This window comes from Diaphorobacter sp. B2A2W2, from assembly GCF_056730635.1.
Window position 1 is genome coordinate 171,512 of the sequence record NZ_JBWZOR010000001.1, and the last position, 26,443, is coordinate 197,954.

General features: G+C 67.8%; 21 protein-coding genes. 10 read left to right on the forward strand and 11 right to left on the reverse strand.

Features of this window, described 5'->3' with window-relative positions; genetic code table 11:
- Positions 1-25 precede the first annotated feature (25 nt).
- Positions 26-1,732, reverse strand: coding sequence for an electron transfer flavoprotein-ubiquinone oxidoreductase (locus AC1PPL_RS00775; protein WP_287966319.1), 1,707 nt, complete (start codon positions 1,730-1,732; stop codon positions 26-28).
- Between the two features lie 520 nt (positions 1,733-2,252).
- Here AC1PPL_RS00775 and AC1PPL_RS00780 point away from each other — a divergent pair.
- Positions 2,253-3,824 (forward strand): methyl-accepting chemotaxis protein, encoded by a 1,572-nt coding sequence (locus AC1PPL_RS00780; protein WP_374608052.1) that lies wholly within the window; start codon positions 2,253-2,255, stop codon positions 3,822-3,824.
- A gap of 69 nt (positions 3,825-3,893) precedes the next feature.
- Here AC1PPL_RS00780 and AC1PPL_RS00785 read toward each other — a convergent pair whose 3' ends face one another.
- A complete protein-coding gene (locus AC1PPL_RS00785; RefSeq protein ID WP_479972404.1) occupies positions 3,894-5,252 on the reverse strand; it encodes a sensor histidine kinase in 1,359 nt (452 codons plus the stop codon).
- Positions 5,249-5,929: a response regulator gene (locus AC1PPL_RS00790; RefSeq protein ID WP_011805201.1), complete on the reverse strand. Its 681-nt coding sequence runs from the start codon at positions 5,927-5,929 to the stop codon at positions 5,249-5,251. The genes AC1PPL_RS00785 and AC1PPL_RS00790 overlap by 4 nt, the downstream gene beginning before the upstream one ends.
- A 143-nt stretch (positions 5,930-6,072) precedes the next feature.
- Between AC1PPL_RS00790 and AC1PPL_RS00795 the strand changes: the two genes are divergently transcribed.
- Together AC1PPL_RS00795 and AC1PPL_RS00800 are read left to right on the forward strand one after the other, a co-directional pair.
- A complete protein-coding gene (locus AC1PPL_RS00795) occupies positions 6,073-6,774 on the forward strand; it encodes a phosphatase PAP2 family protein (protein ID WP_479972405.1) in 702 nt (233 codons plus the stop codon).
- Positions 6,775-6,820: 46 nt separating this feature from the next.
- Positions 6,821-8,590 (forward strand): phosphoethanolamine transferase, encoded by a 1,770-nt coding sequence (locus tag AC1PPL_RS00800; protein WP_479972406.1) that lies wholly within the window; start codon positions 6,821-6,823, stop codon positions 8,588-8,590.
- A 63-nt stretch (positions 8,591-8,653) separates the two neighbouring features.
- On the opposite strand, the gene AC1PPL_RS00805 is transcribed toward AC1PPL_RS00800, so the two are convergent.
- The 3 genes from AC1PPL_RS00805 to AC1PPL_RS00815 all read right to left on the reverse strand — a co-directional run bounded on the left by AC1PPL_RS00805 (position 8,654) and on the right by AC1PPL_RS00815 (position 11,490).
- Positions 8,654-9,235: a peroxidase-related enzyme gene (locus AC1PPL_RS00805; protein ID WP_015913292.1), complete on the reverse strand. Its 582-nt coding sequence runs from the start codon at positions 9,233-9,235 to the stop codon at positions 8,654-8,656.
- 16 nt (positions 9,236-9,251) lie between these two features.
- Positions 9,252-9,935 carry a tRNA-uridine aminocarboxypropyltransferase gene (locus AC1PPL_RS00810; RefSeq protein ID WP_479972407.1) on the reverse strand — a complete coding sequence of 228 codons (684 nt, stop codon included), beginning with the start codon at positions 9,933-9,935 and terminating at the stop codon, positions 9,252-9,254.
- 103 nt (positions 9,936-10,038) lie between these two features.
- Positions 10,039-11,490, reverse strand: coding sequence for a catalase (locus AC1PPL_RS00815; protein WP_479972408.1), 1,452 nt, complete (start codon positions 11,488-11,490; stop codon positions 10,039-10,041).
- A gap of 174 nt (positions 11,491-11,664) precedes the next feature.
- Between AC1PPL_RS00815 and AC1PPL_RS00820 the strand changes: the two genes are divergently transcribed.
- Positions 11,665-12,945: an NAD(P)/FAD-dependent oxidoreductase gene (locus tag AC1PPL_RS00820; protein WP_284466799.1), complete on the forward strand. Its 1,281-nt coding sequence runs from the start codon at positions 11,665-11,667 to the stop codon at positions 12,943-12,945.
- A gap of 119 nt (positions 12,946-13,064) precedes the next feature.
- Here the strand turns inward: AC1PPL_RS00820 and AC1PPL_RS00825 are convergent, their stop codons facing one another.
- Entirely contained in the window at positions 13,065-13,610 is a 546-nt protein-coding gene (locus tag AC1PPL_RS00825) for a PAS and helix-turn-helix domain-containing protein (RefSeq protein ID WP_088886809.1), read from the reverse strand.
- Between the two features lie 82 nt (positions 13,611-13,692).
- On the opposite strand from AC1PPL_RS00825, the gene AC1PPL_RS00830 reads away from it, so the two are divergent.
- The 6 genes from AC1PPL_RS00830 (at position 13,693) to AC1PPL_RS00855 (ending at position 21,948) form a co-directional block, all read left to right on the forward strand.
- A complete protein-coding gene (locus tag AC1PPL_RS00830) occupies positions 13,693-14,400 on the forward strand; it encodes a CoA transferase subunit A (protein ID WP_479972409.1) in 708 nt (235 codons plus the stop codon).
- A 3-nt stretch (positions 14,401-14,403) separates the two neighbouring features.
- Complete coding sequence (locus tag AC1PPL_RS00835) at positions 14,404-15,042, forward strand: 3-oxoacid CoA-transferase subunit B (protein ID WP_312791047.1); 639 nt, start codon at positions 14,404-14,406, stop codon at positions 15,040-15,042.
- A gap of 152 nt (positions 15,043-15,194) precedes the next feature.
- A complete protein-coding gene (locus AC1PPL_RS00840) occupies positions 15,195-16,508 on the forward strand; it encodes an HD-GYP domain-containing protein (RefSeq protein ID WP_312566294.1) in 1,314 nt (437 codons plus the stop codon).
- Positions 16,509-16,623: 115 nt separating this feature from the next.
- Positions 16,624-17,391 (forward strand): translesion DNA synthesis-associated protein ImuA, encoded by a 768-nt coding sequence (gene imuA / locus AC1PPL_RS00845; protein ID WP_479972410.1) that lies wholly within the window; start codon positions 16,624-16,626, stop codon positions 17,389-17,391.
- Positions 17,357-18,766, forward strand: coding sequence for a Y-family DNA polymerase (locus AC1PPL_RS00850; protein ID WP_479972411.1), 1,410 nt, complete (start codon positions 17,357-17,359; stop codon positions 18,764-18,766). The genes imuA and AC1PPL_RS00850 overlap by 35 nt, the downstream gene beginning before the upstream one ends.
- Positions 18,763-21,948 (forward strand): error-prone DNA polymerase, encoded by a 3,186-nt coding sequence (locus AC1PPL_RS00855; RefSeq protein ID WP_479972412.1) that lies wholly within the window; start codon positions 18,763-18,765, stop codon positions 21,946-21,948. The genes AC1PPL_RS00850 and AC1PPL_RS00855 overlap by 4 nt, the downstream gene beginning before the upstream one ends.
- Positions 21,949-22,011: 63 nt before the next feature.
- Here AC1PPL_RS00855 and AC1PPL_RS00860 read toward each other — a convergent pair whose 3' ends face one another.
- From AC1PPL_RS00860 to AC1PPL_RS00875, 4 genes are all read right to left on the reverse strand, one after another.
- Positions 22,012-23,265 carry an SEL1-like repeat protein gene (locus AC1PPL_RS00860; RefSeq protein ID WP_479972413.1) on the reverse strand — a complete coding sequence of 418 codons (1,254 nt, stop codon included), beginning with the start codon at positions 23,263-23,265 and terminating at the stop codon, positions 22,012-22,014.
- Between the two features lie 35 nt (positions 23,266-23,300).
- Positions 23,301-25,046, reverse strand: a complete 1,746-nt coding sequence (locus AC1PPL_RS00865; protein WP_479972414.1) for a DUF4384 domain-containing protein — start codon at positions 25,044-25,046, stop codon at positions 23,301-23,303.
- Positions 25,047-25,140: 94 nt separating this feature from the next.
- On the reverse strand, positions 25,141-25,560 hold the full coding sequence (locus AC1PPL_RS00870; RefSeq protein ID WP_011805218.1) for a hypothetical protein: 420 nt from the start codon (positions 25,558-25,560) through the stop codon (positions 25,141-25,143).
- Positions 25,561-25,626: 66 nt separating this feature from the next.
- On the reverse strand, positions 25,627-26,217 hold the full coding sequence (locus AC1PPL_RS00875; protein ID WP_103738924.1) for a hypothetical protein: 591 nt from the start codon (positions 26,215-26,217) through the stop codon (positions 25,627-25,629).
- Positions 26,218-26,443: the final 226 nt, after the last annotated feature.

A 26,443-nucleotide genomic window follows, 5' to 3' on the forward strand; every position in this document is an offset into this window, starting at 1 on the left:
ATAGCATTGCGCAGCAACCCCTTGGTTACATGCCCGAATAGTTCGGACCGCCGCCGCCTTCCGGCGTGACCCAGACGATGTTCTGCGTCGGGTCCTTGATGTCGCAGGTCTTGCAGTGCACGCAGTTCTGGGCGTTGATCTGCAGGCGTTGTGCGCTGCCGCCCTTGGCTTCGTCCGGCACGAACTCATATACGCCGGCCGGGCAGTAGCGCGCCTCGGGGCCGGCGTACTTGGCCAGGTTCACATTCACCGGCACGCTGGCGTCCTTGAGCGTCAGATGCGCGGGCTGGTCCTCGGCGTGGTTGGTGTTGCTGATGAACACGCTGGACAGGCGGTCGAAGGTCAGCTTGCCGTCCGGCTTGGGATACACGATGGGCTTGCACTCGGCCGCGGGCTTCAGGTAAGCGTGGTCAGGCTTGTCGCGGTGCAGCGTCCATGGAATGTGGCCCTTGAGCACGAACTGCTCGATGCCGTTCATCACCGTGGCCGTGACCAGGCCCTTCTTGAACCAGGCCTTGAAGTTGCGTGCCTTGTTCAGTTCGGTGTAGAGCCAGCTGCCCTCGAAGGCCTTGGGATAGGCAGAGAGCTCATCGTGCTGGCGACCGCTTTGAATGGCGTCATATGCCGCCTCGGCGGCCAGCATGCCGGTCTTGATGGCGGCATGGCTGCCCTTGATGCGGCTCACGTTCAGGAAGCCCGCCTCGCAGCCCACCAGCGCGCCGCCTGGGAAGACGAACTTGGGCAGGCTCATCAGGCCGCCGGCCGTGATGGCGCGTGCGCCGTAGCCCAGGCGCTTGGCGGGCTTGATGCCCTTGGCCTCGTCGCCCTCCAGGTACCAGCGGATGTTGGGGTGGGTCTTCCAGCGCTGAAATTCCTCGAACGGACTCAGGTAGGGGTTGCTGTAGTCCAGGCCGGTGATGAAGCCCAGCGTGACCTTGTTGTCCTCCAGGTGGTAGAGGAAGGCGCCACCGTAGGTGCTGTTGTCCATGGGCCAACCGGCGGTGTGCAGCACGAAGCCGGGCTGGTGGCGCTGGGGGTCGATCTCCCACAACTCCTTGATGCCGATGCCGTAGGTCTGGGGGTCGCTCTCCGCATCCAGCTTGTAGCGGGCGATGATCTGCTTGCCCAGATGACCACGCGCACCCTCGGCAAAGATGGTGTACTTGGCATGCAATTCCATGCCCAGCTGAAATTCGCTCGTGGGCTCGCCGTCCTTGCCCACCCCCATGTTGCCGGTGGCCACGCCCTTGACGGAGCCGTCTTCGTTGTAGAGCACTTCAGCGGCGGCAAAGCCGGGGAAAATCTCCACGCCCAGGCCTTCCGCCTGTTCGGCCAGCCAGCGCACCACGTTGCCCAGGCTGACGATGTAATTGCCGTGGTTCTGAAAGCACTGCGGCAGCAGGAAATTGGGCGTGCGCAGGGAGGACTTCTCGCCCAGGAACACCATGGCGTCGTCGGTCACGGGCTGGTTCAGCGGCGCGCCCTTGGCCTTCCAGTCGGGGATCAGTTCGGTCAATGCCTTCGGGTCCATGATGGCGCCGGACAGGATGTGCGCGCCCGGCTCGGAGCCTTTTTCGAGCACGACGACGGAAACGTCCTGGCCCTTCTCGGCCGCCAGTTGCTTCAGGCGGATGGCGGTGGCAAGCCCGCCGGGGCCGCCGCCGACGATCACCACGTCATATTCCATGGCTTCCCGGGGACCGTAGGTGCTCAGAATTTCGTCGTTCGTCATGGGTGTCTCTTCTGCTTCGATAGTGGAAAAAGGCAGGGTGCCGGCCTGTGGGAGCGATGGCCCTGTGTGGTGACCGATTGTATTCAGGCCGTCGCACAGGAATCGCACGGTCGTTCACTTCTCGCGATGCCGTCCAGACACTTCATTTTGTGCAGTGCACAAGCGCAAACGGGGCGTTCGGGTACCTTCGCTTTATGGGGAAGCGCACTGAAAAACGGCAAGCGATGCCCGCTTTTTCGAATCCCGCATTCCGTAATTTGGCAGCACTTTCGTTATGTGAAAGTGGAGGCCACGGCAAACCCGAGTCTGGCACCGCGACGGCCAGCGCTGTGGTGTGGCAACCTGGCGAAAATTGGACGAGATACTAGGGTAAACACTTAGCTCGAGCAGGGGCATTCTGCGGGAGATGCTTGTTACCAGCCACTTCCGAATAAAGTCACACTTATTTACATTTGGCGGTTTTTCCTTCTCGTGCTTGCTTCACGGACGGTAAGTCAGCCGTTCACGTTCCGAGGGACATATGGAAAACTTTCGTATCGGCACCCGCCTGACGGCTGGGTTTGGCCTGCTCATCCTGTTTGCGGTGCTCATGCTCACAGTGGGGGTGTGGCAGTTGCAGGGGGTGGCCGGGAGCACGCGGCAAATCCTTTCTGTGCCGCTCCAGAAGGAACGGCTGGTGACCGACTGGTACGGAGTGATTCGCGCCAGCATCCAGCGTGCCACTGCGGTCGCGCGCAGCAGCGACGACTCGCTGACGGAGTTGTTCGCTGCAGAGAACGCCGCGTCGAGCAAGGAAACCAACGAACGGCAGGCCCAGTTCGTCAAGCTCATTTCCGGCAGCGAAGAGCAAGCCCTCTTTGACACTCTCAGCGGACACCGTCAGGCATACATCCAGGCCCGTGACGCCATCATCGCCGCCAAGAAGGGTGGGCAGGCAGAGCAGGTGACCACCTTGTTCGAGCGCCAGTTCGTTCCTGCCTCCCGTGGCTATCTGGAAAGCCTGGCGGCGCTGCGCGACTTCCAGCGGGCCAGTATCGATCGCACCGGGCAAGACATCGACAGCAGCGCTACCGCAAGCTCCTGGCTGATGGGCGGCATCGGGCTGGTGGTCCTGGTGGCGGGCATCGGTGTGGCCTGGATCCTTACCCACAGCATCACTGCGCCGTTGGCCCGCGCTGTCCAAGCAACGCAGGTGGTCGCCGCAGGTGACCTCACGCATGCCGTGCACTCCAGCGGCCGGGACGAAGGTGCCCAGCTGTTGCAAGCGCTGCAAGCCATGACCGACCGTTTGCGTACCATCGTAGGCGAGGTGCGCCAGGGCGCCGACAGCATTGCGGGCGCGTCGGCAGAGATTGCCGCAGGCAACCTGGACCTGTCCCGGCGCACGGAACAGCAAGCCAGTTCGCTGGAGGAAACGGCAGCTTCCCTGGAAGAGCTGACGTCGACGGTGCGTCAGAACGCCGACAACGCCCATCAAGCCAACCAGCTGGCGCGCACGGCGGCAGAGCAGGCCCAGCAAGGCGGCCAGGTGATGGACGATGTGATGCAGACCATGCGCGCCATCGACGCGTCGTCGCGCAAGATCGTGGACATCATTGGCGTGATCGACTCCATTGCCTTCCAGACCAACATCCTTGCGCTCAACGCGGCGGTCGAAGCGGCACGGGCCGGCGAGCAGGGGCGGGGGTTTGCCGTGGTGGCCTCCGAGGTGCGCTCATTGGCCGGCCGTTCGTCCGAAGCGGCGAAGGAGATCAAGGACTTGATCGGACGTTCGGTCGATACCGTCGAGGCGGGTAACCAACTCGTGGCGAAGGCCGGCACATCCATCCAGGACATCATTCGCAGCGTTGACCAGGTGAGCGCGCTGGTGGGTGAAATCAGCGCGGCAAGCCGTGAACAGAGCTCGGGCATCGAGCAGGTGAATATCGCGGTGGCGCACATGGACCAGGCGACGCAGCAGAATGCCGCGCTCGTCGAAGAGGCCACCGCTGCGACGCAATCGCTGCAGGGCCAGGCGGCGCAAGTGGCCCAGGCCGTAGGGGTCTTTCGCGTTGATTCCTCGGCAGTCGCGTTGCCGGCACCGCAGGCCTGATCCTGGATACCCACCGCAGACCCCGCCGGGCCCCCGGGGCCTGGCGCTGGCGTAAGGGCAACGGCTGGCTTACCTGGGCGTCAGCAACAGCCGCGCCTCGAACCCGCCAGCCTCGCCAGCCAGGGGTGACGTGAGTTGTAGCTGGGCATCGTGCTTGGCCGCAATGGTCGCGACGATGGACAGACCCAGCCCATACCCCGTGCGGTCCGCGCTCTGGCGCACATGGCGCTGCTGCAGGGTCTGCAGGCGGTCGCTGCTCACACCCGGGCCGTGGTCGCGCACGGCGATGGCGCAGCCGGGGCCCACGATGAGTTCCACCGCGCTGTCGCCGGCATAGCTCAGTGCGTTCTCCAGCAGGTTGCGCAGGGCAATGGCCAGCGCGTCGAAATCGCCCCGCGCTACGGGAGCGGGCCCTTCGTAAGCGGTCACCAGATCCAGCCGGTCGGCGGCGCGATCATCCTGCCAAAACTCCTGCGCCACCGTGGTGGCCAGTTGGGCCAGATCCACGGGCTCCCGGGTATAGGGGGCACTGGACTCGGCGCGCGACAGCTGCAGCAGCTTTTCGGTACGGCGGCTCAGCGTTTGCAGCGCGGCGATGGCGGCCTGCACGTCGTCACGGTGCAGGCCATGTTCCAGCGCGGTCTGTAACCGCAGGCGGGCCGCGGTGAGCGGGGTGCGCAGTTCGTGCGCGGCGTTGGCAGCCAGGGCGCGCTCCACGTCCAACGCGCGGGACAGGCGGTCCAGCAACCGGTTTACATGGTCTTCCACGCTGCGCAGTTCACGCGGCAGGCCGGGCAGGGCGATCGGGGTGAGCTGCTGCCCGTCGCGCAGGCTGATCTCGTGCGTGAGAGCGTCCAGCACCTGCAATTCGCGCCGTGCGATGCGCCGCAGCAGCAGCGCCAGCAGGGGTAGCATAGCCACCATGACGATGCCCAGGCCGACCAGGGTGCGGTTCACCGCCTCGCGCCGCTCGTGCAGCGGGTCGGCCACCTGCATGAAGAGGGGGCGAGTGGGGTGCGACAGGGTGTAGACACGCCATCCGTGCGTGTTCTCGAAGCCCGGCGCCAGCGGTACGTCGAACTGCTCGGGCTGGGCCTCGGCCGATCGCGCCAGCACGCGCGTGTCGGGCGCGACGATCTGGTAGAGGAGGTCTGCATCGGCAAACGATCCCGGAGAGGGCAGGACCAGCGGCCCCTCGGTCGCGTCGCGCGGGCCGGCCGCGTCCAGGTGGTCCAGGGCAATATCGAAGAAACGGTGTGAGACCTCGACCAATTCGCTGTCGAAGTTGTAACTGATCTCGCGGTCCGTGTACCACACCACGCCCAGCACGCACAGCAGCCACACCCCGCCCACCCAGAGGATCAGGCTGCGCGTCAGTCGCCCCGCAAGGGTCTGCGTGCGCAATGGCCCGCGCAGGTGTGTCCTCATGCCGTTGCGCCTTCGTCAGGACGGTGCACGAGGCGGTAGCCCAACCCGCGCAGGGTCTCGATGTGTTCGCGCCCCAGCTTGCGCCGCAGCCGGCTGATGAACACCTCCAGCGTGTTGCTGTCGGCCTCGTCGTCAAAGCCATACAGCGCGTCCTGCAGGCTTTCGCGCGTGTGGATGCGCTCGGGGCGGGTTGCCATCACGCGCAGCAGCGCCCATTCCTTCTGCGTGAGCGCGATCGGCACCCCGGCGCGACGCACCTGCTCGCGCGACAGGTCAATCTGCAGGTCGCCCAGCGCCAATACCGGTACATAGGCGGCGTTGCGGCGGCGTTCCACCGCGCGCAGGCGGGCCAGCAGTTCACCGGGGTCGTAGGGCTTGACGAGGTAGTCGTCCGCTCCCGCGTCCAGGCCGGCGATGCGGTCGCTGACCTGGTCGCGCGCCGTCAGCACGATGACGATGGGCCGGTCCTTGAGGGCACGGATCTGCGGCAGCAGGCTCAGGCCATCCCCATCGGCCAGGTGCAGGTCCAGCAGTACCGCGGCGTACTGGGCCGCGCGCAGGGCGGCGCCGGCCTGCGCCAGGCTGGGAACGGCATCGACCACGAAGGCCTTGGCGCGCAGATAGCCGCACACGGCCTCGGATAGGGCTTCGTCGTCTTCTACCAGCAGCACGCGCATGCAGATTTCTCTAAGGTGGGTGAGGCCGAAAGTGTAGGGCGCTGTGCGGGCGGTCTGGTGTTCATGGTGCATTCAGGCCGCGGGCGTAGCCTGGCGGGGTGCCGTTTTCTGCCCATGGCGGTGTTGTGTCGCCATTCCTTGCCATGCCCTTCTGGAATTTACGCCGCCTGTATGCGGTGACGTTGTTGCTTTTCCTGTTGCTCGTCTTGTGGGACGCTTCGGGCCTGGATCTGCCATTGGCCCGCCTGTTTGGGGGGGCGCAGGGCTTTGCCTGGCGTGACCACCGCACCTTTGCCCTGCTGACGCATGAGGGTCCGCGCTATGCCAGCGGCGCGCTGCTGGCCGCACTGGCGATGGGGGTGTGGCGGCCCTGGGGATTCCTGCGCGTCATGGCGCCGGCGCAGCGCGCGCAACTGGTGCTGTCCGTCATCGGGGCGATGCTGGCGGTTTCGGTGTTCAAGCGCCTGAACACCACCAGCTGTCCCTGGGATCTGGCCGAGTTCGGCGGGGTGGCGCTGTACATCTCGCACTGGGTGTGGGGCGTGCGCGACCTGGGGCCGGGGCACTGCTTCCCTGCAGGGCATGCCTCGGCCGCGTTTGGCTTTGTAGCGGGCTGGTTCGTACTGCGCCGCGCGGCGCCGAACGTGGCGCGCCTCTGGCTGCCGGGCGCTCTGATGGCTGGGCTGGCACTGGGCTGGGCCCAGCAGATGCGCGGTGCACATTTCATGAGCCACACTCTGTGGTCCGCCTGGTCCTGCTGGACCGTGGGCCTTGCGTGGGAAAGTCTGGCGCAGCTGCACGTGCGCCTGGGAGTAGCGGCAGATACAAAGCTGAACGAAGCCTGAGCGGCGTCTTCAGCTTGGCTTCAGTGGCAGGTTCCACGATGGCGGCATGTCTTCGCGCGCCTCCATTGCCTCTCCCTCCTCGGCCTCCGTGCCGCTTGTGTCATCTTCCAGCCCTGCCGACGAAGGCCTCTTGCGTGGTGCGTTGCGCCGGCTGGATGGCTGGATGACCACCCCGCTGTCGGCGCAGCAGGTCGTGGTGCGCCTGTCGCTGTACCTGGTACTGGCGGCCAACTGGCCGCTGTGGCTGCAAATCACGCGCATTGGCGGCGCGCCCAGCCTGTACCTGCGTTCAGCGGCTGCCTTGGCCGTGCTGACGGCGTGCGGCACGGTGGCCATTCTGGCGTTCACCGCCTGGACGCGCGGCATGAAGCTGCTGTGGTGGCTGGTGGTCATGGTGGCCGCGCTGTCGCAGTACTACATGCTGACCTACAGCGTCGTCATGGACCCCAGCATGGCCGCCAACGTGCTGCAGACGGATGCGCGCGAGGTGGCCGATCTGCTGAGCCTGCGCATGCTGGCTGCGGTGCTGGCCGTCGCGGCGCTTCCCTCCTGGTGGTTGCTGCGTGTGCGTATTCCCGCCATGCGGCCGCTGCGCCAGGTGGGCCGCAACCTGGCGCTGCTGGTGCTGGCGCTGGGCCTGGCCGCCGGCACGGTGGCGGCCATGTCGCGGGACTTGGCGCCGCTGATGCGCAACCACCCGCACCTGCGCTACCTGATGAACCCCTTGGCCAGTCTGTACTCCACCTCCGTGTCGGCCCTGCGACCGGTGTTCGCGCGCAGCCACACGCTGGTGCCGATGACCCAGGGCGCCGCGCTGGGCGCCAGCTATGCGGCCGGGGCGCGGCCCACGCTGTTCGTGCTGGTGGTGGGCGAGACGGCGCGTGCGGACCATTTCGGCATCAACGGCTATGGCCGCGACACCACGCCGGAACTGACCAAACGCAACGTGATGAGCTGGCGTGAAGTGCGCTCGTGCGGCACCAGCACGCTGGCGTCGCTGCCTTGCATGTTCTCGCCACTGGGCAAGAGTGCATTCGAGTCGCGTGACAACGACTACGAGAACCTGCTGGACGTGGCGCAAGCCGCGGGTATGGGCGTGCTGTGGCTGGACAACCAGTCCGGCTGCAAGGGCGTGTGCGACCGCGTGCCGCACGCATCGGCCGCCGAAGGCCTGGATGCCGATGCGCGCAAGCAGTTGTGCGATGGCGGCGAATGCCGCGACGAGGCCATGCTGCACAACCTGGATGCGCGCCTGGCCGCCTTGCCTGCGGCGCAGCGCGAGCGCGGCGTGCTGCTGGTGCTGCACCAGATGGGCAGCCATGGGCCGGCCTACTACAAGCGCTCGGCCGATGCAGGCAAGCGCTTCATGCCCGAATGCCGCACGGAAGTGCTGGCCGACTGCGCCCACGGTGAACTGGTGAACGCCTACGACAACTCCATCGCCGCAACGGACGCCTTCCTGGGCAAGGCCATCGACTGGCTGCGTGGCCAGAGCGCCAAGTACGACACGGCCCTGCTGTACCTGAGCGACCATGGCGAGTCGCTGGGCGAGTACGGGTTGTTCCTGCACGGTATGCCCTACGGCGTGGCGCCCGACATGCAAAAGCACGTGCCCATGGTGGCGTGGATGGACACCTCCTTCATGCGCCGTGACGGGTTAGCGGCCGACTGCCTGCGCGCCAGCGGCGATGCGCCGTTGACGCACGACAACCTCTACCACACCGTGCTGGGCCTGCTGGACGTGCAGTCGCCTTCCTACCAGCGCCCGCTGGATGCCTTCAGCGGCTGCCGGAGCGCCGTGTTGGCATCCAAATAGAAACAGCCGCCAGCGCTTATCTATCAAGCGCGAGCAGCTATTGTTTTAAGAGCGCCTTGGCGCTCAGGCCTTCTTCTCGCGCGGCAGGCGGCCCATCAGGTAGAACTCGGGATTGGGCTGCATGCCGGCAAAGCTGGCCATGCGGTTGGACAGGCCGAAGAACGCGGTGATGGCCGCGATGTCCCAGATGTCCTCATCGTCAAAGCCGTGGGGGTACAGCGCCTCGAAGTCGGCGTCCTCGATCTCGTGCGCGCGCTGGCAGACCTTCATGGCGAAGTCGAGCATGGCCTTCTGGCGCGGCGGAATGTCGGCCTTGCGGTGGTTCACCGCTACCTGGTCGGCCACCAGCGGCTTCTTCTCGTAGATGCGCAGGATGGCCCCGTGTGCCACCACGCAGTACAGGCACTGGTTGGCGGCGCTGGTGGTGGTGACGATCATCTCGCGCTCGCCCTTGGTGAGGCTGCCTTCTTCCTTCAGCATCAGCGCATCGTGGTAGGCGAAGAACGCGCGCCATTCGGCCGGGCGGCGGGCGAACGCCAGGAACACGTTGGGGATGAACCCGGCCTTTTCCTGCACCTCCAGGATGCGGGCGCGGATGTCCTCGGGCAATGTGTTCAGGTCGGGGAAGGGATAGCGTTCGGCCATGGGTGTCTCCGATTTTTTATGAAAGGTCTGGTCCGAGCATAGCCGAGCGTGCCGCGCCATCGCGCGAGCACAGCAGCGCCATCAATGCGTCCATGGCCTGACCCAGCGCGGCGATGTGCGGGTTGGCGGGTTCCAGTTGCTGCAGTGCGCACTGCGTGGCCTCCAGCGTGCTGAGCTGGTGGGGCGCGTGCGCCTTGCGCACGGCGTAACGCGTGGGCGGTACCTGCTGCAGGGCCAGGCGCGGCAGGGCCTGCAACGCAGGGTTGGCCCACAGCATCCTGCGGCTCTTGCGCCAGGTACCGTCCAGCACCACCAGGCGCAGCCGTTCGGGCACTGCCAGCCAGTCGGTCGACAGCGGCGGCGCGGGCAGCATGGGGTGCTGCGGGTCGAGCGGCGTGGGCGGGTACAACAGCACTGCGCGGCGCGGTGCCTGCCGGTCGCCATCAACCCAGGGGGCGTTGATTTCCTGCGCCAGCGCGGCGGCATCGAACGCCTCGCCCACCACGATGCGGCTGCCCGGCAGGCACAGGTGCAGCAGCCGTGCCGTGCCCTTGGCCTGGTGCCGCTCCAGCGGGTGCATGAGGATCAGTACCTGCACTTGGTGCGCCACGGGCCGCACGGCGGCGCAGATGCAGGCTGCGGCGGGGCGCTGGCAGCGGGGGCATACGGGCCGGCGGGCCAGGTGGGTGCAGGAGGGCATCGGGCTTGTCAAAAACAGAAGCGCCCAGCGCTTGTCGGGTAAGGGCTGGGCGGTATTTTGATGCTTGGCCCGGGTGCGGACCTGGGCAGGGCGGCGGTGCTTATTACAGCGTGCCGGCGCGCACGGCTTCGAGGGCAGCCTTCACGCCGGCGCCGTAGGCCGGGTCGGCCTGAGTGCAGTGCGCGATGTGGCGGTCAATGATGTGCTGCGACACGCCGTTGATGTTGCGCGCGGTGTTTTCGCACAGCAGGCGCTGCTTCTCCGGCGTCATCAGGCGGAACAGGTCGCCGGGCTGGGTGAAGTAGTCATCGTCGTCCTCGCGGTAGTTCCAGCGGCTGGCGTCACCGTAGAGCTTTTCCACCGGTTCGGCGTACGCGGGCTGCTCCTGCCACGCACCCTGGGTGTTGGGTTCGTACGCAATGGTGCGGCCGGCATTGCCGTCCACGCGCATGGCGCCGTCGCGGTGGTAGATGTTGACCGGGCAGCGCGCGGCGTTCACCGGGATCTGGTGGTGGTTCACACCCAGGCGGTAGCGTGCCGCGTCGGCGTACGAGAACAGGCGCGACTGCAGCATGCGGTCGGGCGACGGGCCGATGCCGGGCACCAGGTTGCTGGGCGCGAACGAGGCCTGCTCCACGTCGGCGTAGTAGTTGTCGGGGTTGCGGTTGAGCTCCATCACGCCGACCTCGATCAGCGGGAAGTCCTTCTTGCTCCACACTTTGGTCAGGTCGAAGGGGTGGAAGCGGTAGGTCTGCGCCTCTTCCTCGGTCATGATCTGCACGCACAGCTTCCACTTCGGAAAGTCGCCGCGGTCGATGGCTTGCAGCAGGTCGCGCTGGCTGCTCTCGCGGTCATGGGCGACCACGGCGGCGGCCTCCTGGTCGGACAGGTTCTCGATGCCCTGCTGGCAGACCCAGTGGAACTTCACGTAGTGGCGCTCGCCGGCCTGGTTGATGAGGCTGTAGGTGTGCGAGCCAAAACCGTGCATGTGGCGGTAGCCGCGCGGAATGCCGCGGTCGCTCATCACGATAGTGATCTGGTGCAGCGCCTCGGGCAGGCCGGTCCAGAAGTCCCAGTTGCTCTCGGCGCTGCGCATGTTGGTGTAGGGGTCGCGCTTGACGGCCTTGTTCAGGTCGGGAAACTTGAGCGGGTCGCGGAAGAAGAACACCGGTGTGTTGTTGCCCACCAGATCCCAGTTGCCTTCCTCGGTGTACATCTTCACGGCGAAGCCGCGGATGTCACGCTCGGCGTCGGCTGCGCCGCGCTCGCCAGCCACCGTGGAAAAGCGCGCGAACAACTCGGTCTGCTTGCCGATCGACGAGAACACCTTGGCGCGGGTGTAGCGGGTGATGTCGCCGGTCACCGTGAAAGTGCCGAAGGCGCCCGAGCCCTTGGCGTGCATGCGCCGCTCGGGGATCACCTCGCGGTGGAAGTGGGCGAGCTTTTCCAGGTGCCACAGGTCTTGCAGGAGCATGGGGCCGCGCGGGCCCGCGGTCAGCGAATCCTGGTTATTGGCCACGGGTGCGCCGGCGGCGGTAGTGAGGCGATGGGTCATGGGAGAGCTCCTTTCTGGACTGCTGCGGGTTAAATAGATGTGAACTATTTGTTTTTGAGAATTATTGTTTCTATCTATTTAAACGGCAAGCGCAAACCCATTGAATTTCCGCAACGCGGCAATAGACGCAGGCTTGCCTACACTGTAGAGCGGTAACCTGGAAGAAGGTTTGACATGCATTACGACATCGTGATCGTGGGGGGTGGGGCCGGCGGCCTGGAACTGGCTGCACGCCTGGGGCGCGCGCTGGGGCCGCGACAGGGGCGTGAGCGGGTGCTGCTGGTGGACCGCTTTGCGTTCCACATCTGGAAGCCCACGCTGCACGAAGTCGCGGCCGGGACGCTGGACGCCCATCAGGAGGGTCTGTCGTACCCCGTGCTCGCGCGGCGCAACCATTTCAGCTTCACCATGGGCGAACTGGCCGGGCTGGACGCCGCGCGCAAGACCATCGCCCTGGCCCCTCAGCGCAATGCACATGGCGAGGAGGTGGTGCCCGCGCGCACGCTGAGCTTCACGCGCCTGGTGCTGGCGCTGGGCAGCGGCTCCAACGCTTTCGGCACGCCGGGCATCGAACACGCCTATCTGCTGGAAAACGTGCGCGATGCGCAGCGCTTTCATGCCGACTGGCTGAGCGCCTGCGCGCGGGCATCGTTCACGGACAAGCGCGCGCTGTCCATCGCCATCGTGGGCGCGGGCGCCACGGGTGTGGAGCTGTCCGCCGAGTTGCTCGAAGCCCATGCCGAGCTGCTGGAGAGCCTGGGCAGCAGCCAGCGTTTTCGGCTGGACGTGACGCTGGTGGAGGCGGGCGACCGCATTCTGGGCGGCCTGCCCGAGCGCATCTCTGCCCAGGCCGCCGTGGCCCTGCGCCGCAAGCAGGTGCGGGTGATGACGGGCACGCGCGTGCTGGAGCTGCGCCCGGGCGTGCTGGTCACCTCGGCCGGAGAGATCGCGGCCGAGATGATGGTCTGGGCCGCGGGCATCAAGGCCGCGGACGCCAACGCCGCGCTGGGCCTGGAAGTGAACCGGCTCAACCAGTTCGTGGTGGACGAGCGGCTGCGCACCTCGGCCCCTGACGTGCTGGCCCTGGGCGACTGCGCGGCCTGCGTGTGGGAGGGCGGGCGCATGGTGCCGGCACGCGCGCAGGCCGCGCACCAGCAGGCCGACTACCTGGCGCGCGTGCTGCTGGCGCTGCTGCGCGAGCGCGAGGTGGCGGAGCCCTTCGTCTATCGCGACTTCGGCTCACTCGTCTCGCTGGGTGAGAACAAGGGCGTGGGCAACCTGATGGGCGGCCTGGCGGGGCGCAACTTCTTCGTGGAAGGGCTGATCGCCAAGTGGATGTACATGTCGCTGCACCTGATGCACCACCGCGCCATCCTGGGCCTGGGCAAGACGGCGGTGCTGGCGCTGGCGCGGCTGCTGCAGCAACGCGTGTCGGGGCGGCTCAAACTGCACTGAGCGGCGCGACGGCGGCTTCAAAAACCATAGCTGGCAGCACTTGCTGCGATTAGATTTCAGGCAGTAAATGCCTTGAACTGCTTGAAGGGCAAGCGCCAACAGCTCACTTTTTTGATGACTTATCCCGCCAACAGCTTCTGCACCAGGTCCGCGGCCGTAGACGCGCCGTACTTGCGCATGAGCCGCGCGCGGTAGATTTCCACCGTGCGGTGGCTGATGTCCAGCGCGCGGCCGATCTCCTTGGAGGTCATGCCGTCCAGCAGCCGCGCGGCCACCTCGCGTTCGCGCGCCGTCAGCTCGGCGCGCACGGGGCGCTGCGCGCTCAGGTCCTCGAAGCTCCAGATGCCCGAGGCGTGCGGATCGTTGCGATCCAGCGCGCGACCGGACACGTGGCACCAGAAGGTTTCGCCGTTGGCGCGCTTCATGATGCGGTTGTCGGCATAGTGGCCGCGTGCGTTCAGGATGGGCGCCATGCGTGCGCCCAGCCGCTCATATTCGTCCGGGCTGGGGTAGAGGATCTGGAACGACTGGCCGATGAGCAGTTCGCGCGAGGCGCCGAACATCTCGCACACATGTCGGTTGCAATCCACCATGGTGCGGTTGCGCGAAATCACCAGGCCCACGGGTGCCATCTCGAAGGCCAAGCGGTAGTCGGCAACATTCATAGTGGTGCAAGTCTTTAGGGAAAACTACTTAAAAAACTACGTAGTATCGTAGCGTATCCACCCAGCAAACCAGGAGACTGTAGTGAACAAGCTTTACCCCTCGGCGGCCGAAGCGCTCAAGGGCGTCGTGGCCGATGGCCAGCTGATGGCCGTTGGCGGTTTCGGCCTGTGCGGCATTCCAGAGGCCTTGATCAATGCGCTGCAGGCCAGCGGCGTGAAGGACCTCACGGTGATTTCCAACAACGCGGGCGTTGACGGCTTCGGCCTGGGCAAGCTGCTGGAGACGCGCCAGATCAAGAAGATGATCAGCTCCTACGTGGGCGAGAACAAGGAATTCGAGCGCCAGTACCTCGCGGGCGAGCTGGAGCTGGAGTTCACCCCGCAGGGCACGCTGGCCGAAAAGCTGCGTGCCGGCGGCGCGGGCATCCCGGCCTTCTTCACCAAAACCGGCGTGGGCACCATCGTGGCCGAGGGCAAGGAGCTGCGCGAGTTCGACGGCGAGACCTACGTGATGGAACGCTCGCTGGTGCCGCAGGTTTCGCTGGTCAAGGCGCAGCGGGCCGACAAGTCGGGCAATCTGCAGTTCCGCCTGACGGCACGCAACTTCAACCCGGCCGCCGCCATGGCGGGCAAGCTGTGCATCGTCGAGGTGGAGGAGGTGGTAGAGACCGGCGCGCTGGACCCCGACCAGATCCACCTGCCCGGCATCTACGTGCACCGCATCGTGCACAACCCGAACCCCGAGAAGCGCATCGAGAAGCGCACCATCACCGAGAAAGCAGGAGCCTGAACCATGCCGTGGACCCAAGATCAGATGGCGGCCCGCGCCGCGCAAGAACTCGAAGACGGCTTCTACGTCAACTTAGGGATAGGCATTCCCACGCTGGTGGCCAATTTCACCGGGGACAAAGAGGTGTGGCTGCAGTCGGAGAACGGCATGCTGGGCATCGGTGCCTTTCCCACCGAGGACAAGGTGGATGCCGACCTCATCAACGCCGGCAAGCAGACCGTCACCACCATCCCCGGTTCGTCCATCTTCAGTTCGGACCAGTCGTTCGCGATGATCCGCGGCGGCAAGATCAACCTGTCCATCCTGGGCGCCATGCAGGTCAGCGAGAAGGGCGACCTGGCCAACTGGATGATCCCCGGCAAGATGGTCAAGGGCATGGGCGGCGCCATGGACCTGGTGGCCGGTGTCAAGCGCGTGATCGTGCTCATGGAGCATGTGGCGCGCAAGAAGGACGGCACCACCGACCTGAAGATCCTGCCGGCCTGCACGCTGCCGCTGACGGGCGTGGGCGTGGTGGACCGCATCATCACCGACCTGGGCGTGATGGACGTCACCCCCGAAGGCCTGAAACTGGTGGAGTTGGCGCCGGACGTGAGCTTCGAGGACATCCAGTCCAAGACCGGCGTGCCGCTGCTGCGCTGAGGACAGGCACCCGCCAGGCCGCCATGCGCATGCACGGCGGGGGCGCGGGGCCAAAACTACGGGCCGGGTGGGATCACCCGGCTTTTTTGTCTTTTTGCGCAAGGCAAAGCACCGTATAGTGCGCGTGACATTTTTTAACATTTCGTCTGCGCATGAACGCACCCGACCTCAGCCCGGCGGCTTTTGCCGACGGAGACAGCCATTACCTGCGTGCCATCACCGACATGGCCGATCGCCGCACCGTGGTCACGCAGGAAGCGCTCTACACCGATCGGGGCATCAAGCTGGTGGACAAGGGCGCGCGCGTGGACAGCCGGCTCTACGACCGCTTGGTCAAGCACAAGCTGCGCGGCAGCATCGACGAGCATCTGGCCATGGACGACATGGTCAGCGTGCAGTCCATCGTGCAGCTGGCCGCGTCGCAGTGCGAGCACGACACGCTGGCCTATCTGCTGGTGCACACGCTGGATGGCATGACCGCCGAGAAGCTGCTTGCACCCGTGCGCGCCTTGCTGCTGCCGCCGTCCCTGGCCTTCAAGCTCACCGTCATGCGCGAGCAGCATCCGGCGCTGTTCGAGCACAGCGTGCGCATGATGCTGGCGGCCGTGTACCTGGGCATCAAGAGCGGCTGGAGCGACCGCGAATGCGTGCCTCTGGCGACGGCGGCGCTGCTGCACGACATCGGCGTGCTGCACATGGACCCCGTCTGGCACGACCCGGCCAACAAGATGACGGCCGTCGGGCGCCAGCAGCTCATGGCGCACCCCATCACGGCCATGTTGATCATCCGGGGGCAGAACATGTTCCCGCGCGTGGTGGAGCAGGCCGTGCTGGAACACCATGAATGCATGGATGGCAGCGGTTATCCGCGCGGCCTGCAGGGGGACCAGATCTCGCTCATGGGGCAGATCCTGATGGTGGCCGAGGTGGTGGCCGCCTTCTTCGAGAAATACGCCAACGAGGCCGCGGCCCAGCGCCTGTCGCTCACGCTGCGCCTGAACCACCGCAAGTTCCCCGCAGCGCTCATCGCCTGTCTGCTGCCCGTGCTGCAGATACGCGCCGTGCAGACCGATGTACAGGTCACGCCGGCAGATGTGGAGCGGCTCATTGAACAGCTGTCCACGGCCTTCGGCGACTGGGACACCCGCCGCGCCGGGCTGTCGCCAGAGGCGGCGGAATCCGAGGCCTGCGCTTTCGTGGAGCAGCGGCTTTCCGCGCTGCAAAAAACCCTGTTCGAGGCCGGCTCCCATCCCCAGCAGCAGGCCGAAGCCCTGCAATACCTGCAGGGCGATGAACAAGGCCTGGCCGAACTGGCTCTGCTGGGGCGGGAAGCCCTGTGGCAACTGCAGGGCATCGTGGATGCCACCCACAGCCGCTGGCTCACGCTGGAGCACAGCCCGCAGGCGGGCGACCAGGCGGTCGTGCAGTGGCGCGATGCCTGCGCGGTGCGCTTGGCGCAGCGCTGAGATTCGCTCCCTGACGCACCGCCGGATCAGACGCTAGGCCCTGACGCCGGCCGGGTTGGAGCCGCCAACCGCCGATGATTACTGTATATTTGAACAGTATTCATCGGCGGTTCGCATGGCGGCTTTTCTTTCCTCTTCCCTGAACGCGCTGCCCGGCGTCTGGCAGGGCGATGCCTGGGCGCACGCGCCGCAGCCGGCGCTGGCCACGGGCCATGCGCCGCTGGATGCGCAACTGCCCGGTGGGGGGTGGCCGTTGGGGTGCATGAGCGAGTTGCTGCTGCCTCCCCAGGCCCATCCCGAGTGGACCCTGGTGATGCCGGCCCTGGCCGCGCACCTGGCGCAAGGCCCGGGACACGCGGTACTGGTCACGCCGCCGCTGGAGCCCTTCCTGCCGGCGCTGCAACCCGTGGGGCTTACCGCCGACCGGCTGTGCTGCATTCACCCGCCCAGCCCGCGTGCGGACATGGCCGCGGCCTGGGCTTGCGAGCAGGCGCTGCGTTGCCGCGACGTGCGCGCCGTGCTGGCCTGGCTGCCGCAGGTGCCTGCCGCCGTGCTGCGGCGGCTGCAGCTGGCGGCCGCGCAGCACCGCCAGCTGCTGTGGGTGATGCGTCCCGAGCGCTCGCGCGCGCAGGCATCGCCCGCGCCGCTGCGCCTGTGGCTGCAACCGCAGGGCGAGGAGCTGCACGTCCATGTCGTCAAGCGGCGCGGCCCGCCGCTGGCGCAGCCCGTGGCACTGCCCGCACGCACGCCGGTACTGGCCGCGGCGCTGCAGGCACAGGCCCAATGGCGCCGCCAGGTGCAGGCGGCCGCCTGGGGCATGGGGGGCCACACACCGCAGGAGGTGGAGGATGCATTGGCTTGCCTGGCACTTGCCACCCATTGAGGCCACGACCGGGCCTGCCACCGGGCCCGTGATCGGCCTGCCGCCTGTCGCGCAGGGCTGGTGGGCGCTGCGCTTCACGCCGCGCGTGGCCCTTGTGGACGAGGCGCTGCTGCTGGAGGTGAGCGGTACCGAACGCCTGTGGGGCGGGCGCGCCGCTCTGCAAAGCCTGCTGCGTGACCACGCACCCCCCGGGCCCGAAACCCTGGAGGGCGGACCTCTCTGGGCCAGTGCGCCCACGGCGCTGCAGGCCCTGGCCCTGCTGCGCCTGCAGCGCCAGGGCCGGCCCGTGCCACGGCGGCTGCCGCACGATCTGCCGGTTGCCACCCTCTCGGCGCTGCGCCCGCATGCCCAGGCGCTGCAGCAGCTGGGCTGCCGCACCTGGGGCGCCGTGCGTGCGCTGCCGCGCGCCGGGGTGGCGCGGCGCTTCGGCGCCGAACCCCTGGCGGCGCTGGACCGTGCCTGGGGCGACGCACCGCATGGCCTGGACTGGATCACGCTGCCCGAGCAGTTCGCGCTGGAGCTGGAACTGCCCGCGCTGGCCGAATCGGCCCCCGCGCTGCTGTGGGCCGGCCAGCGCTTGCTGGATGCACTGCAGGGCTGGCTGCGCGCGCGCCACCAGGGCGTGCAGGCGCTGGAGCTGGCCTGGCGCCATGACCTGCGCCGTATCGACGGCGTGGACCTGCCCCCCTGGCAGAGCCTCACGCTGCGCACGGCCGAACCGCTGCAGGGCATGGCGCACCTGCGCCGCCTGCTGGCCGAGCGCCTGGCGCACCAGCGCCTGGCCGCGCCCGTGAGCCGGCTGGCGCTGCGCAGCCTGCAAACCGCGCCCATGCCACAGGCCAGCGCGGACCTGCTGCCGCCCCAGCCAGGCGACGCGGGGGCGGGGCAGGGCGAGCCCTGGCACCAGTTCGTCGAGCGCCTCTCGGCCCGCCTGGGCGCGGACAGCCTGCGGGTGCCGCGGTCCCAGGCAGACCACCGTCCCGAATGCATGCAACAGTGGCAACCGGCCTTGGCGGCCCGCGCCGCGCCGCCGGCGCCCGCACAGGACTGCACCCTCGCGCCCTTGCTTCCGCCCTGGCTCGTGCGGCCTGCGCGGCCGCTGGCCCTGCGCGGCAGCCGGCCTTGCCTGCACGGCCAGCCGCTGCGCTTGCTGGACGGGCCGCAGCGCGTGGAAACCGGCTGGTGGGAGGCCGCAGCGGACCTGAACGACGACGAGAGCGATGTGCAGGTCAGTGCACACAATGGCGCGCAGGATGGTGGCTCGGCCCTGGTGCGGCGCGACTATTTCGTTGCCCACAACCCGGCGGCGGGCACCGTCTGGGTCTTCCGCGACCGGGCGACGGGCGGCTGGTTCTTGCAGGGGGTGTACGGATGATGCTGCCCGCCTACGCAGAGCTGCACGCGCTGAGCAACTTCAGCTTTCAGCGCGGCGCCTCGCATCCACAGGAACTGGTGCAGCGCGCGCACAAACTGGGCTACAGCGCCCTGGCGCTGACCGACGAATGCTCCGTCGCCGGCGTGGTGCGCGCCCATGGCGCGGCGCAGGCGCTGGGACTGCCGCTCATCGTGGGCAGCGAGTTCTGCTGGGGCGACGTGCGCATCGTGGCGCTGGCGCGCGACGTGCAGGGCTGGGGCGACCTGTGCGAGTTCATCACCGCCGCGCGCCAGCGTGCCGGCAAGGGCGGCTACCGCGTGGATGCTCAGTCGCCCTGGGCGCTGCTGCAGGGCTGCGAGGTGCTGCTGGCGCTCCGTCGTGAGGCGTTTGTGGATGCTTCTGATTTAATAGCTGTCAGCGCTTGTCTAGAAAGCGTTAGAGGCCTATTTGGCTCTAACTGCTGGCTGGCGGTAGAGCTGCACACCGCACCGGACGACGGTCTGTGGCTGCGCACGCTCACGCAGGCCGGCGCGCAGCTGGGCCTGCCGTTGGTGGCCGCGGGTGACGTGCACATGCACTCGCGCGCGGCCAAGCCGCTGCAGGACGTACTGACCGCCGTGCGCCTGGGCCGCAGCGTGGCCGCGTGCGGCTTCGCGCTGCAGCCGCATGCCGAAAAGCGCCTGCGCCCGCGCAGCCGGCTGGCGGGCCTGTACCCACCCGCGCTGCTGGCGGCCACGCTGCAGGTGGCGGCGCGCTGCACCTTCAGCCTGAACGAGATCAAGTACCGCTACCCGCTGGAGACCGTGCAGCCCGGCATGACGGCAAGCCAGACGCTGGCCTGCCTCACCTGGGAGGGCGCGCGTGTCCGTTATCCCGATGGCGTGCCAGAAGCGGTGGCGACGCAGGTCGAGAAGGAGTTGGCGCTGATCGCCGAGTGCGGGTACGAGATGTACTTCCTCACGGTGCACGACATCGTGCGCTATGCGCGCAGCCAGGACATCCTGTGCCAGGGGCGGGGCTCGGCGGCCAACTCGGCGGTGTGTTATTGCCTGGGCATCACGGCGGTGGACCCGCAGAAGACGCGCCTGCTGTTCGAGCGTTTCATCAGCCGCGAACGCAGCGAGCCGCCCGACATCGACGTGGACTTCGAGCACGACCGGCGCGAGACCGTCATCCAGTACATCTACGACAAGTACGGGCGCGAGCGCTCCGCGATCACCGCGGTGGTCATCAGCTACCGCACGCGCAGCGCCCTGCGCGACGTGGGCAAGGCCCTGGGTGTGGCGCCGGCGCTGGTAGATGCGTTCGCCAAGGAGCACCACTGGTTCGACGACGTGCTGGCCACGGAGCACCTGCTGGCGCTGGCCGAGCGCCTGGGCGAGCCGCTGGGCGCGCACACGGCCGCGCTGTGGCTGCAACTGGCGCGCCAGTTGCGCGGCTTTCCGCGCCACCTGAGCCAGCACGTGGGCGGCTTCGTGCTCACCGAGGGCAAGCTCACACGCCTGGTGCCCGTGGAGCCGGCCGCCATGGACGGGCGCTCCATCATCCAGTGGGACAAAGATGATCTGGACGCCATGGGCCTCTTGAAGGTGGACGTGCTGGCGCTGGGCATGCTCAGCGCGCTGCGCCGCTGCCTGGAAATGCGTGCCGCGCTGCGGGGCGAGTCATGGGACCTGGCCGACATCCCGCCCGAAGACCCGGCCACCTACGACATGGTCTGCCGCGCTGACACCGTGGGCGTGTTCCAGATCGAGAGCCGCGCGCAGATGAGCATGCTGCCGCGCCTGCAGCCGCGCGAGTTCTATGACCTGGTGGTGCAGGTGGCGATCGTGCGGCCCGGGCCCATCCAGGGCGGCATGGTGCACCCCTACCTGCAGGCGCGCGAGCGCCGGCGCCAGTGGCAGCGCACGAAGCGCGAGGAGCCGTTCCCCATTGAATACCCGGAGCTCGACAACGCCCTGCGGCGCACGCTGGGCGTGCCCATCTTCCAGGAACAGGTGATGCAGATCGCCATCGACGGCGCGGGCTTCAGCGCGGGCCAGGCCGACGAGCTGCGCCGCTCCATGGCCGCCTGGCGGCGCAAGGGCGAGGTGCACCGCTTCGAGAAGCCCTTCAAGGACGGTCTGTTGGCGAACGGCTACCCGCCGGAATTTGCCGACCGACTGTTCCAGCAGATCCTGGGCTTTGGCGAATACGGCTTTCCCGAAAGCCATGCCTACAGCTTTGCGCTGCTGGCCTACGCCAGCAGCTGGCTCAAGCGGCACGAGCCCGCGTGCTTCCTGGCCGCGCTGCTCAATGCGCAGCCGCTGGGCTTTTACACACCGGCGCAACTGGTGCAGGACGCGCGCCGCCATGGCGTGCGCGTGCTGCCCATCGACGTGGCGACGAGCGACGTGGACTGCACACTGGAGGAGCCCCTGGCACCCGTTGCCGGCGTGTCCTTGGCGCAGCCGGCCGTGCGCCTGGGCCTGCGGCTGGTGGCGGGGCTGGGCGCGGCGGCGGCCGAGCGGCTGGTGCAGGCGCGCGGCAGCGGCCCCTTTGTCAACAGCGAAGACCTGGCCCTGCGCGCGCGGCTGGACCGGCAGGATCTGCAGGCCCTGGCCGCGGCTGATGCGCTGCGCGCGCTGGCGGGCCACCGGCGCCAGCAGATGTGGGACGCCGCGGCCCAGCTGCGCGCTCCGCCGCTGCTGCAGGACGCGCCCGTGCATGAGGCCGCCCTGCAGTTGCCCGCCGCACCAGAGGGCGAAGACATCTTGTGGGACTACGCCGCCACGGGCCTGACGCTGCGGCGCCACCCCCTGGCGCTGCTGCGCGAGAAGCTGCAGCGCTGGCGGCTGGCCACGGCGCAGCAGTTGCAATCGGCGCCCCATGGGCGGCGCGTGCGTGCCTGCGGCATCGTCACCGTGCGCCAGCGGCCGGGCTCAGCCAACGGCACGATGTTCGTCACGCTGGAGGACGAGACCGGCTCGGTCAATGTGATCGTGTGGCCCGCGCGGCTGGAGCGCTGGCGCAGCGCGCTGCTGCGCTCGCGCCTGCTGGCGGTGGAGGGCGTGTGGCAGTGTGCCCGCGCACCGGGCGCGGACACGGCCGTGCGCCACCTGGTGGGCGAGCGGTTCAAGGACCTCACGCCGCTGCTGGGCCGCCTGGCGCAGGCGCTGGACGGCAGCCGCGACTTCCATTGAGTTTCAAGAGAAATAAGGCTCTGGCGCTTATGTGAAAAGCGCTGACAGCTATCAAAACGATAGTCAGCGTGGCCCCACGGGCCGGCCCGAGCGCCATTCCTGTGGAATCAGCGCGTACAGCGGCGTGGGGTCGCGCACGAACAGCTGCGGTGTGGGCGGCGGCTGCAGGGTGAGCACCGAACCCTCGGGCGACAGCTCCATGGTGGAGAGCTGGCGCATCCAGGCCACATCGATCGTGCCGTCGGGCGCGGGGCGGGAGTAGATCAGCTCCAGCATGCGCTTGGCGGGTCGGCTGCCGCTGGCGGCGGCGATCTGGTACAGGCGGATGGCTTCGGTGTAATTGGACGGCACGCCGTCGCCGCGGTGGTAGCGGCGCGCCTGCGCCAGCCATTCGTCGGCCGTGTGTGGGGCGGGCTGTGCGCTGATGGTCTGCTCCATGCGGCTGGCCAGCAGCCGGGCATTGGAGGCTGCCGCGGGCGAGCGCGGCGCCGCCGCGCGGAACTGTGCCAGCGCATCGGGCAGGCGCGCCGCGGCGATCTGGCGCAGGCCCAGTTCGTTGAGCGCCTGGGCACTGCCGGCCTGGGCGGCGCGCTGCAGCAGGGCTGCGTGTCCGTTCTCCTGCGGGGGGGCATCCGGCGCGCGCGGTGCGGCGGCGGAAGGCGGCAGCGGGGCCAGGCGCTCCTGCGCCCACCATTCCAGCAGCAGCGCCAGCGGCGCGTCCACCGCACGCAACTGGGCGATCCACGGGCGCGCGGCCGCAGGTTGCGGCGGGCCCACGCAGCCATCGATCTCGCACCAGGCCAGGCCGGCGCTGGCGTAGGGCTCACCCAGCGCGCGTGCGCGCTCGAACCAGTACCGCGCCTGCGTGCGGTCCAGGGGAACGCGCTCGCCGTGCAGGTACAGCAGGCCCAGGACCCAGGCGCTGCGCGCGGCGGCCTTTTCCGCTGCGCTGCCCTTGCGCGCTGGCGCCAGGGCAGTGGCGCGCAACCGGCGCAACTGCGCCAGGGTGGCCTCGTCCTCGGGCTGGGGCAGGCGCAACGGTTCGGCCTGGGGTTGGCCGGAGGGCTGGATGCGCGGCACGCTGGAGGAGCCGGATGGCTCGATCAGCGGGGCCGCGGGCTGCACCGCCGGCGGCGTGAAGTCGCCGCCGCCCTGGCTGGGCTGGATGGCGGGCTGCGGCAGCGCTTCGATGCGCGCTTGGGCCGGAGCCAGCAGCGTGCACGCCAGGAGCAGCACGGCCGGCAGGGCCAGTCGCCCGCCGCCGGGTGGCAGGGCGGCACCGGCCCGGGGCGCGAAAGGGCGGAGCAGGGGCGTCATGGCGGCGTCCTGGCGAGATGGGGCGGGCCGCGCCCTCAGCGCTTGGCGGGCTGCGGGGCGGCAGGTGCGGCCGCCGCGGGCTGAGCCTTCTTGGGTTGGGTCTTCCAGTACACCTCGGACTTCACGTAGCCGCTGGTGCCCACGCCCTGCTGGAAGGCCTTGTCGATGTCCTCGATGGTGCGGTAGCCGGGAATGTTGACCAGCCCTGCGCCTTGCAGTGGCGCGGGCAGCCGGGGCAGCACGTCGGTTTCGGCGGCAAAGCAGGCCACGCGCTCGGTGCCAGGGCGGCTCGCGTCCATGATGAAGGCCGGGTTGGGCACCAGCCAGTCGGGCAGTCGCAGCGCCTGATTCGCCGCCACCAGCGAATACGGCGTGACCTGGTTGGGCGTGAGTCGCATGACGTTGCCCGAGGGGTCGGCAAAGTAGCAGTACATGTGTGAGGTGCGCGACACGGTGGCCGACACGAACACCTGCTCGCCGACTTCGAAAGTGGGCTCCATGCCCGGGGGCAGCGCATTCTCGATCTGCATGTCGATGCGCCGTGGCGGGGGCGTGGTGGAGGTGAGCGCAAGGCCCGAGGTGCGCACGGGCGTGGAATCCCCTTTGTTCTCGGCCATGCTGCCGGTGGGGCCCGACGGGCCCCAGCCCACCCGTTGCAGGGAGCCATCGGGTGCCAACGTCACGAAGTGGCGCATCGCGCGCTCGTAGGTGGAGAAGTCCAGCACGCCGGTGGGCACCAGCAGGCTGTCGATCTGGAACTGCGTGAGCGCGGTGCGCAGCGCAGGCGAGTCCAGCGCCAGCAGGTCGGTGCCCGCCTGCAGGTAGCCCTGGGCGATCAGCGAGTTCTGCACCAGCGTGGCCTGGCCTACGCCGCCGCTTTCGTCGAACCAGTCGCGCATCTGGCGCTGAAAGTCGGGATGCGTTTGTTCCAGCGTCAGGCACTGCCAGTAGGGCACGCGTGCCCATTTGCCCACGAGCTCGATGGTGGCCAGGTCAATCAGCGTGCGCATGGCGCCGCCGGCGCCCAGCGCGTAGTCGCGCCCCACGTTGAAGTTGACGCCGTAGCTGCCGATGCGCCCGGCCACGTCCAGGCCCTGGCTGCCGCTGCCGATGACCACCTCATTGGCTGAGTCCAGTCCGGGAATCAGCGTGCGCGTGCGAAAGTCCCCCAGGTGCATCTCCAGCCCGATCACGGTGGCCGAGCGGTTGCGGCTGTAGCCTGTGTCCAGGCGGCTGGCGGAGGTGCCGGCGTCGAAGCGGTTGGTGGCCACGTTCTGGTCCACGAACGCAATGGCACCCGACACGTACAGCGCGGGGCGCTGCAGCTGCATCAGGTTGTTGTTGAGCAAGATGGTGGTGAGGTTCTGCACCGTATCCTGGCGCACGATGTCCACCTCATAGTCCACGTAGCGGAAGGCGTTGGACAGCCGCGACATCTGCGACAGAGAGGTGATGATCATGTCCTTGGCAGCAACGGGCACGCGGCTGGAATAGTCGATGACCTGCTTGCTGGTGATGAGCGTGGTGGGCACCTGCGCGGCGCGCAGCATGTGGTCCATGCACATCAGCGAATCCGAGAAGCTGGAGACCGAGCGCGTCGGGCGCACGACGGGGCGGTCCGTCGTATAAGCCGCCTGCTGCAGCGATGCGTCCTTGCGGGGGTCTAGCGGCGTTGTGCAGGCGCTGAGCAGTAGAGCGCCCGCCAGCATCAGCCAGGCAGCGCCACGGCGTGGGGCGCCGTTGCGGCCGGGACCGCGGGGAAGTGTGGTTGCGGTGTTCATGGCAAAGCCCTCTCGTCTTCGCGTTATCCAACCCTCTGGCGCGGCCGAGCAGGCGCGCGGCGCATGCCCGGCCGCGCCCGCACGCTGATGGCCGTCACCAGCAGATATTGACCAGATCCCCTCGCAGCACCACCACCTGGTCGGCGCCGGGCTTGCCGGTGCCACCCGAGGCCGCGGTGCCGAAGTTGCTGCCCACGGATTGCGAGCACACGACCTTGGAGCCTTGCGTGTTCACCGCGTTGACGACGTCCTTTTCGGTCACGATGCCCGTGGTGTCGCCAGAGAACGCCTTGGCCACGTAACGAGTCAGGCGCGCCTGTTGCCAGGCGGGCAGGCCGGTGTCGTGGTTGATGTAGCCGGAGCGCGGCGCAGAAGGCAACGGCTGCATCTGCACATTGACCTTCTTGTCCAGCACCACCGGGTCTTCTCCCGGCGCGGCCCAGGCGGGTGCCGCGGCGCACAAGGCCAGGGCTGCCGTGGCGGGCGCCAGGAAGCGTGTTGCGCGACTGAGCATGGCGAATCTCCTCAAGCAACCTGCACAAAAAGCGCCAGGCCTTCAGTAGGCCTGGCGCTCGCGGACTCACCAGTTGGGGCGATAGCAGTTGCCGCCGGGGCAGGGATCCTCGGCGCAAGCGTCATTGGAGGAGATGTTCTGCACCGCGAACGAGTGCGAGCCCTTGGCCTGGTTGACTGCGCTGCCACCGATGAAATTGGCCGTCTGGGTAGAAGCTGCCGCTACCACCACATGCCCGTAGTTGGAGGCGACGTTCTGGGTGGCGTGCGCATCGCTGCCGTCAGCCAGGTTGCTCAGCACGGCACCCAGGCTGTTCACCGTCTGGCTGGAAGCAGCGCGGATTTCCACCTTGCCGTTGTTGCTGGCGAGGTTCTGGCGGGCAAGGGCGTCGTCACCCTTGGCTTCGTTGGTCACGGCACCCAGGCCCAAATTGGCGGTCTGTGTAGACGAGCCCCCAGCAAAGACCTGCACGGGGCCGGCGTTGGAGGCAATGTTTTGCAATGCCTCGTTGTGTGCGCCGGACGTATTGGAGATGGCGGTGCCGACCGAGTTGGTCATTTGCACGGACGGCCCATTCAGGGTGATGGTGCTGGGCGGTTGCACTGCCATGGCAGCAGTCGCGACGGCACTCAACGCAAAAAATGCAAGAACTTTCATGACTGTCTCTCCTATAACGTGTCAAAAAGACCGCGCCCTCCGGTGGCTTGGGTTATGACCGGTGTCACGGCTACATCGACAAGAAGAAAGACCGCGCCCAACCCGAGGAGGAATGCCGGAGGCCGCCCGTCTTTTTGTCTGGCTCCAGTTTCCGCAGGGGGGCCTCCGGCATCCATCTCCCATCGCGGGTAGCCGAAGAAGGGGGCGCTCTGACAGCACTGCAAAT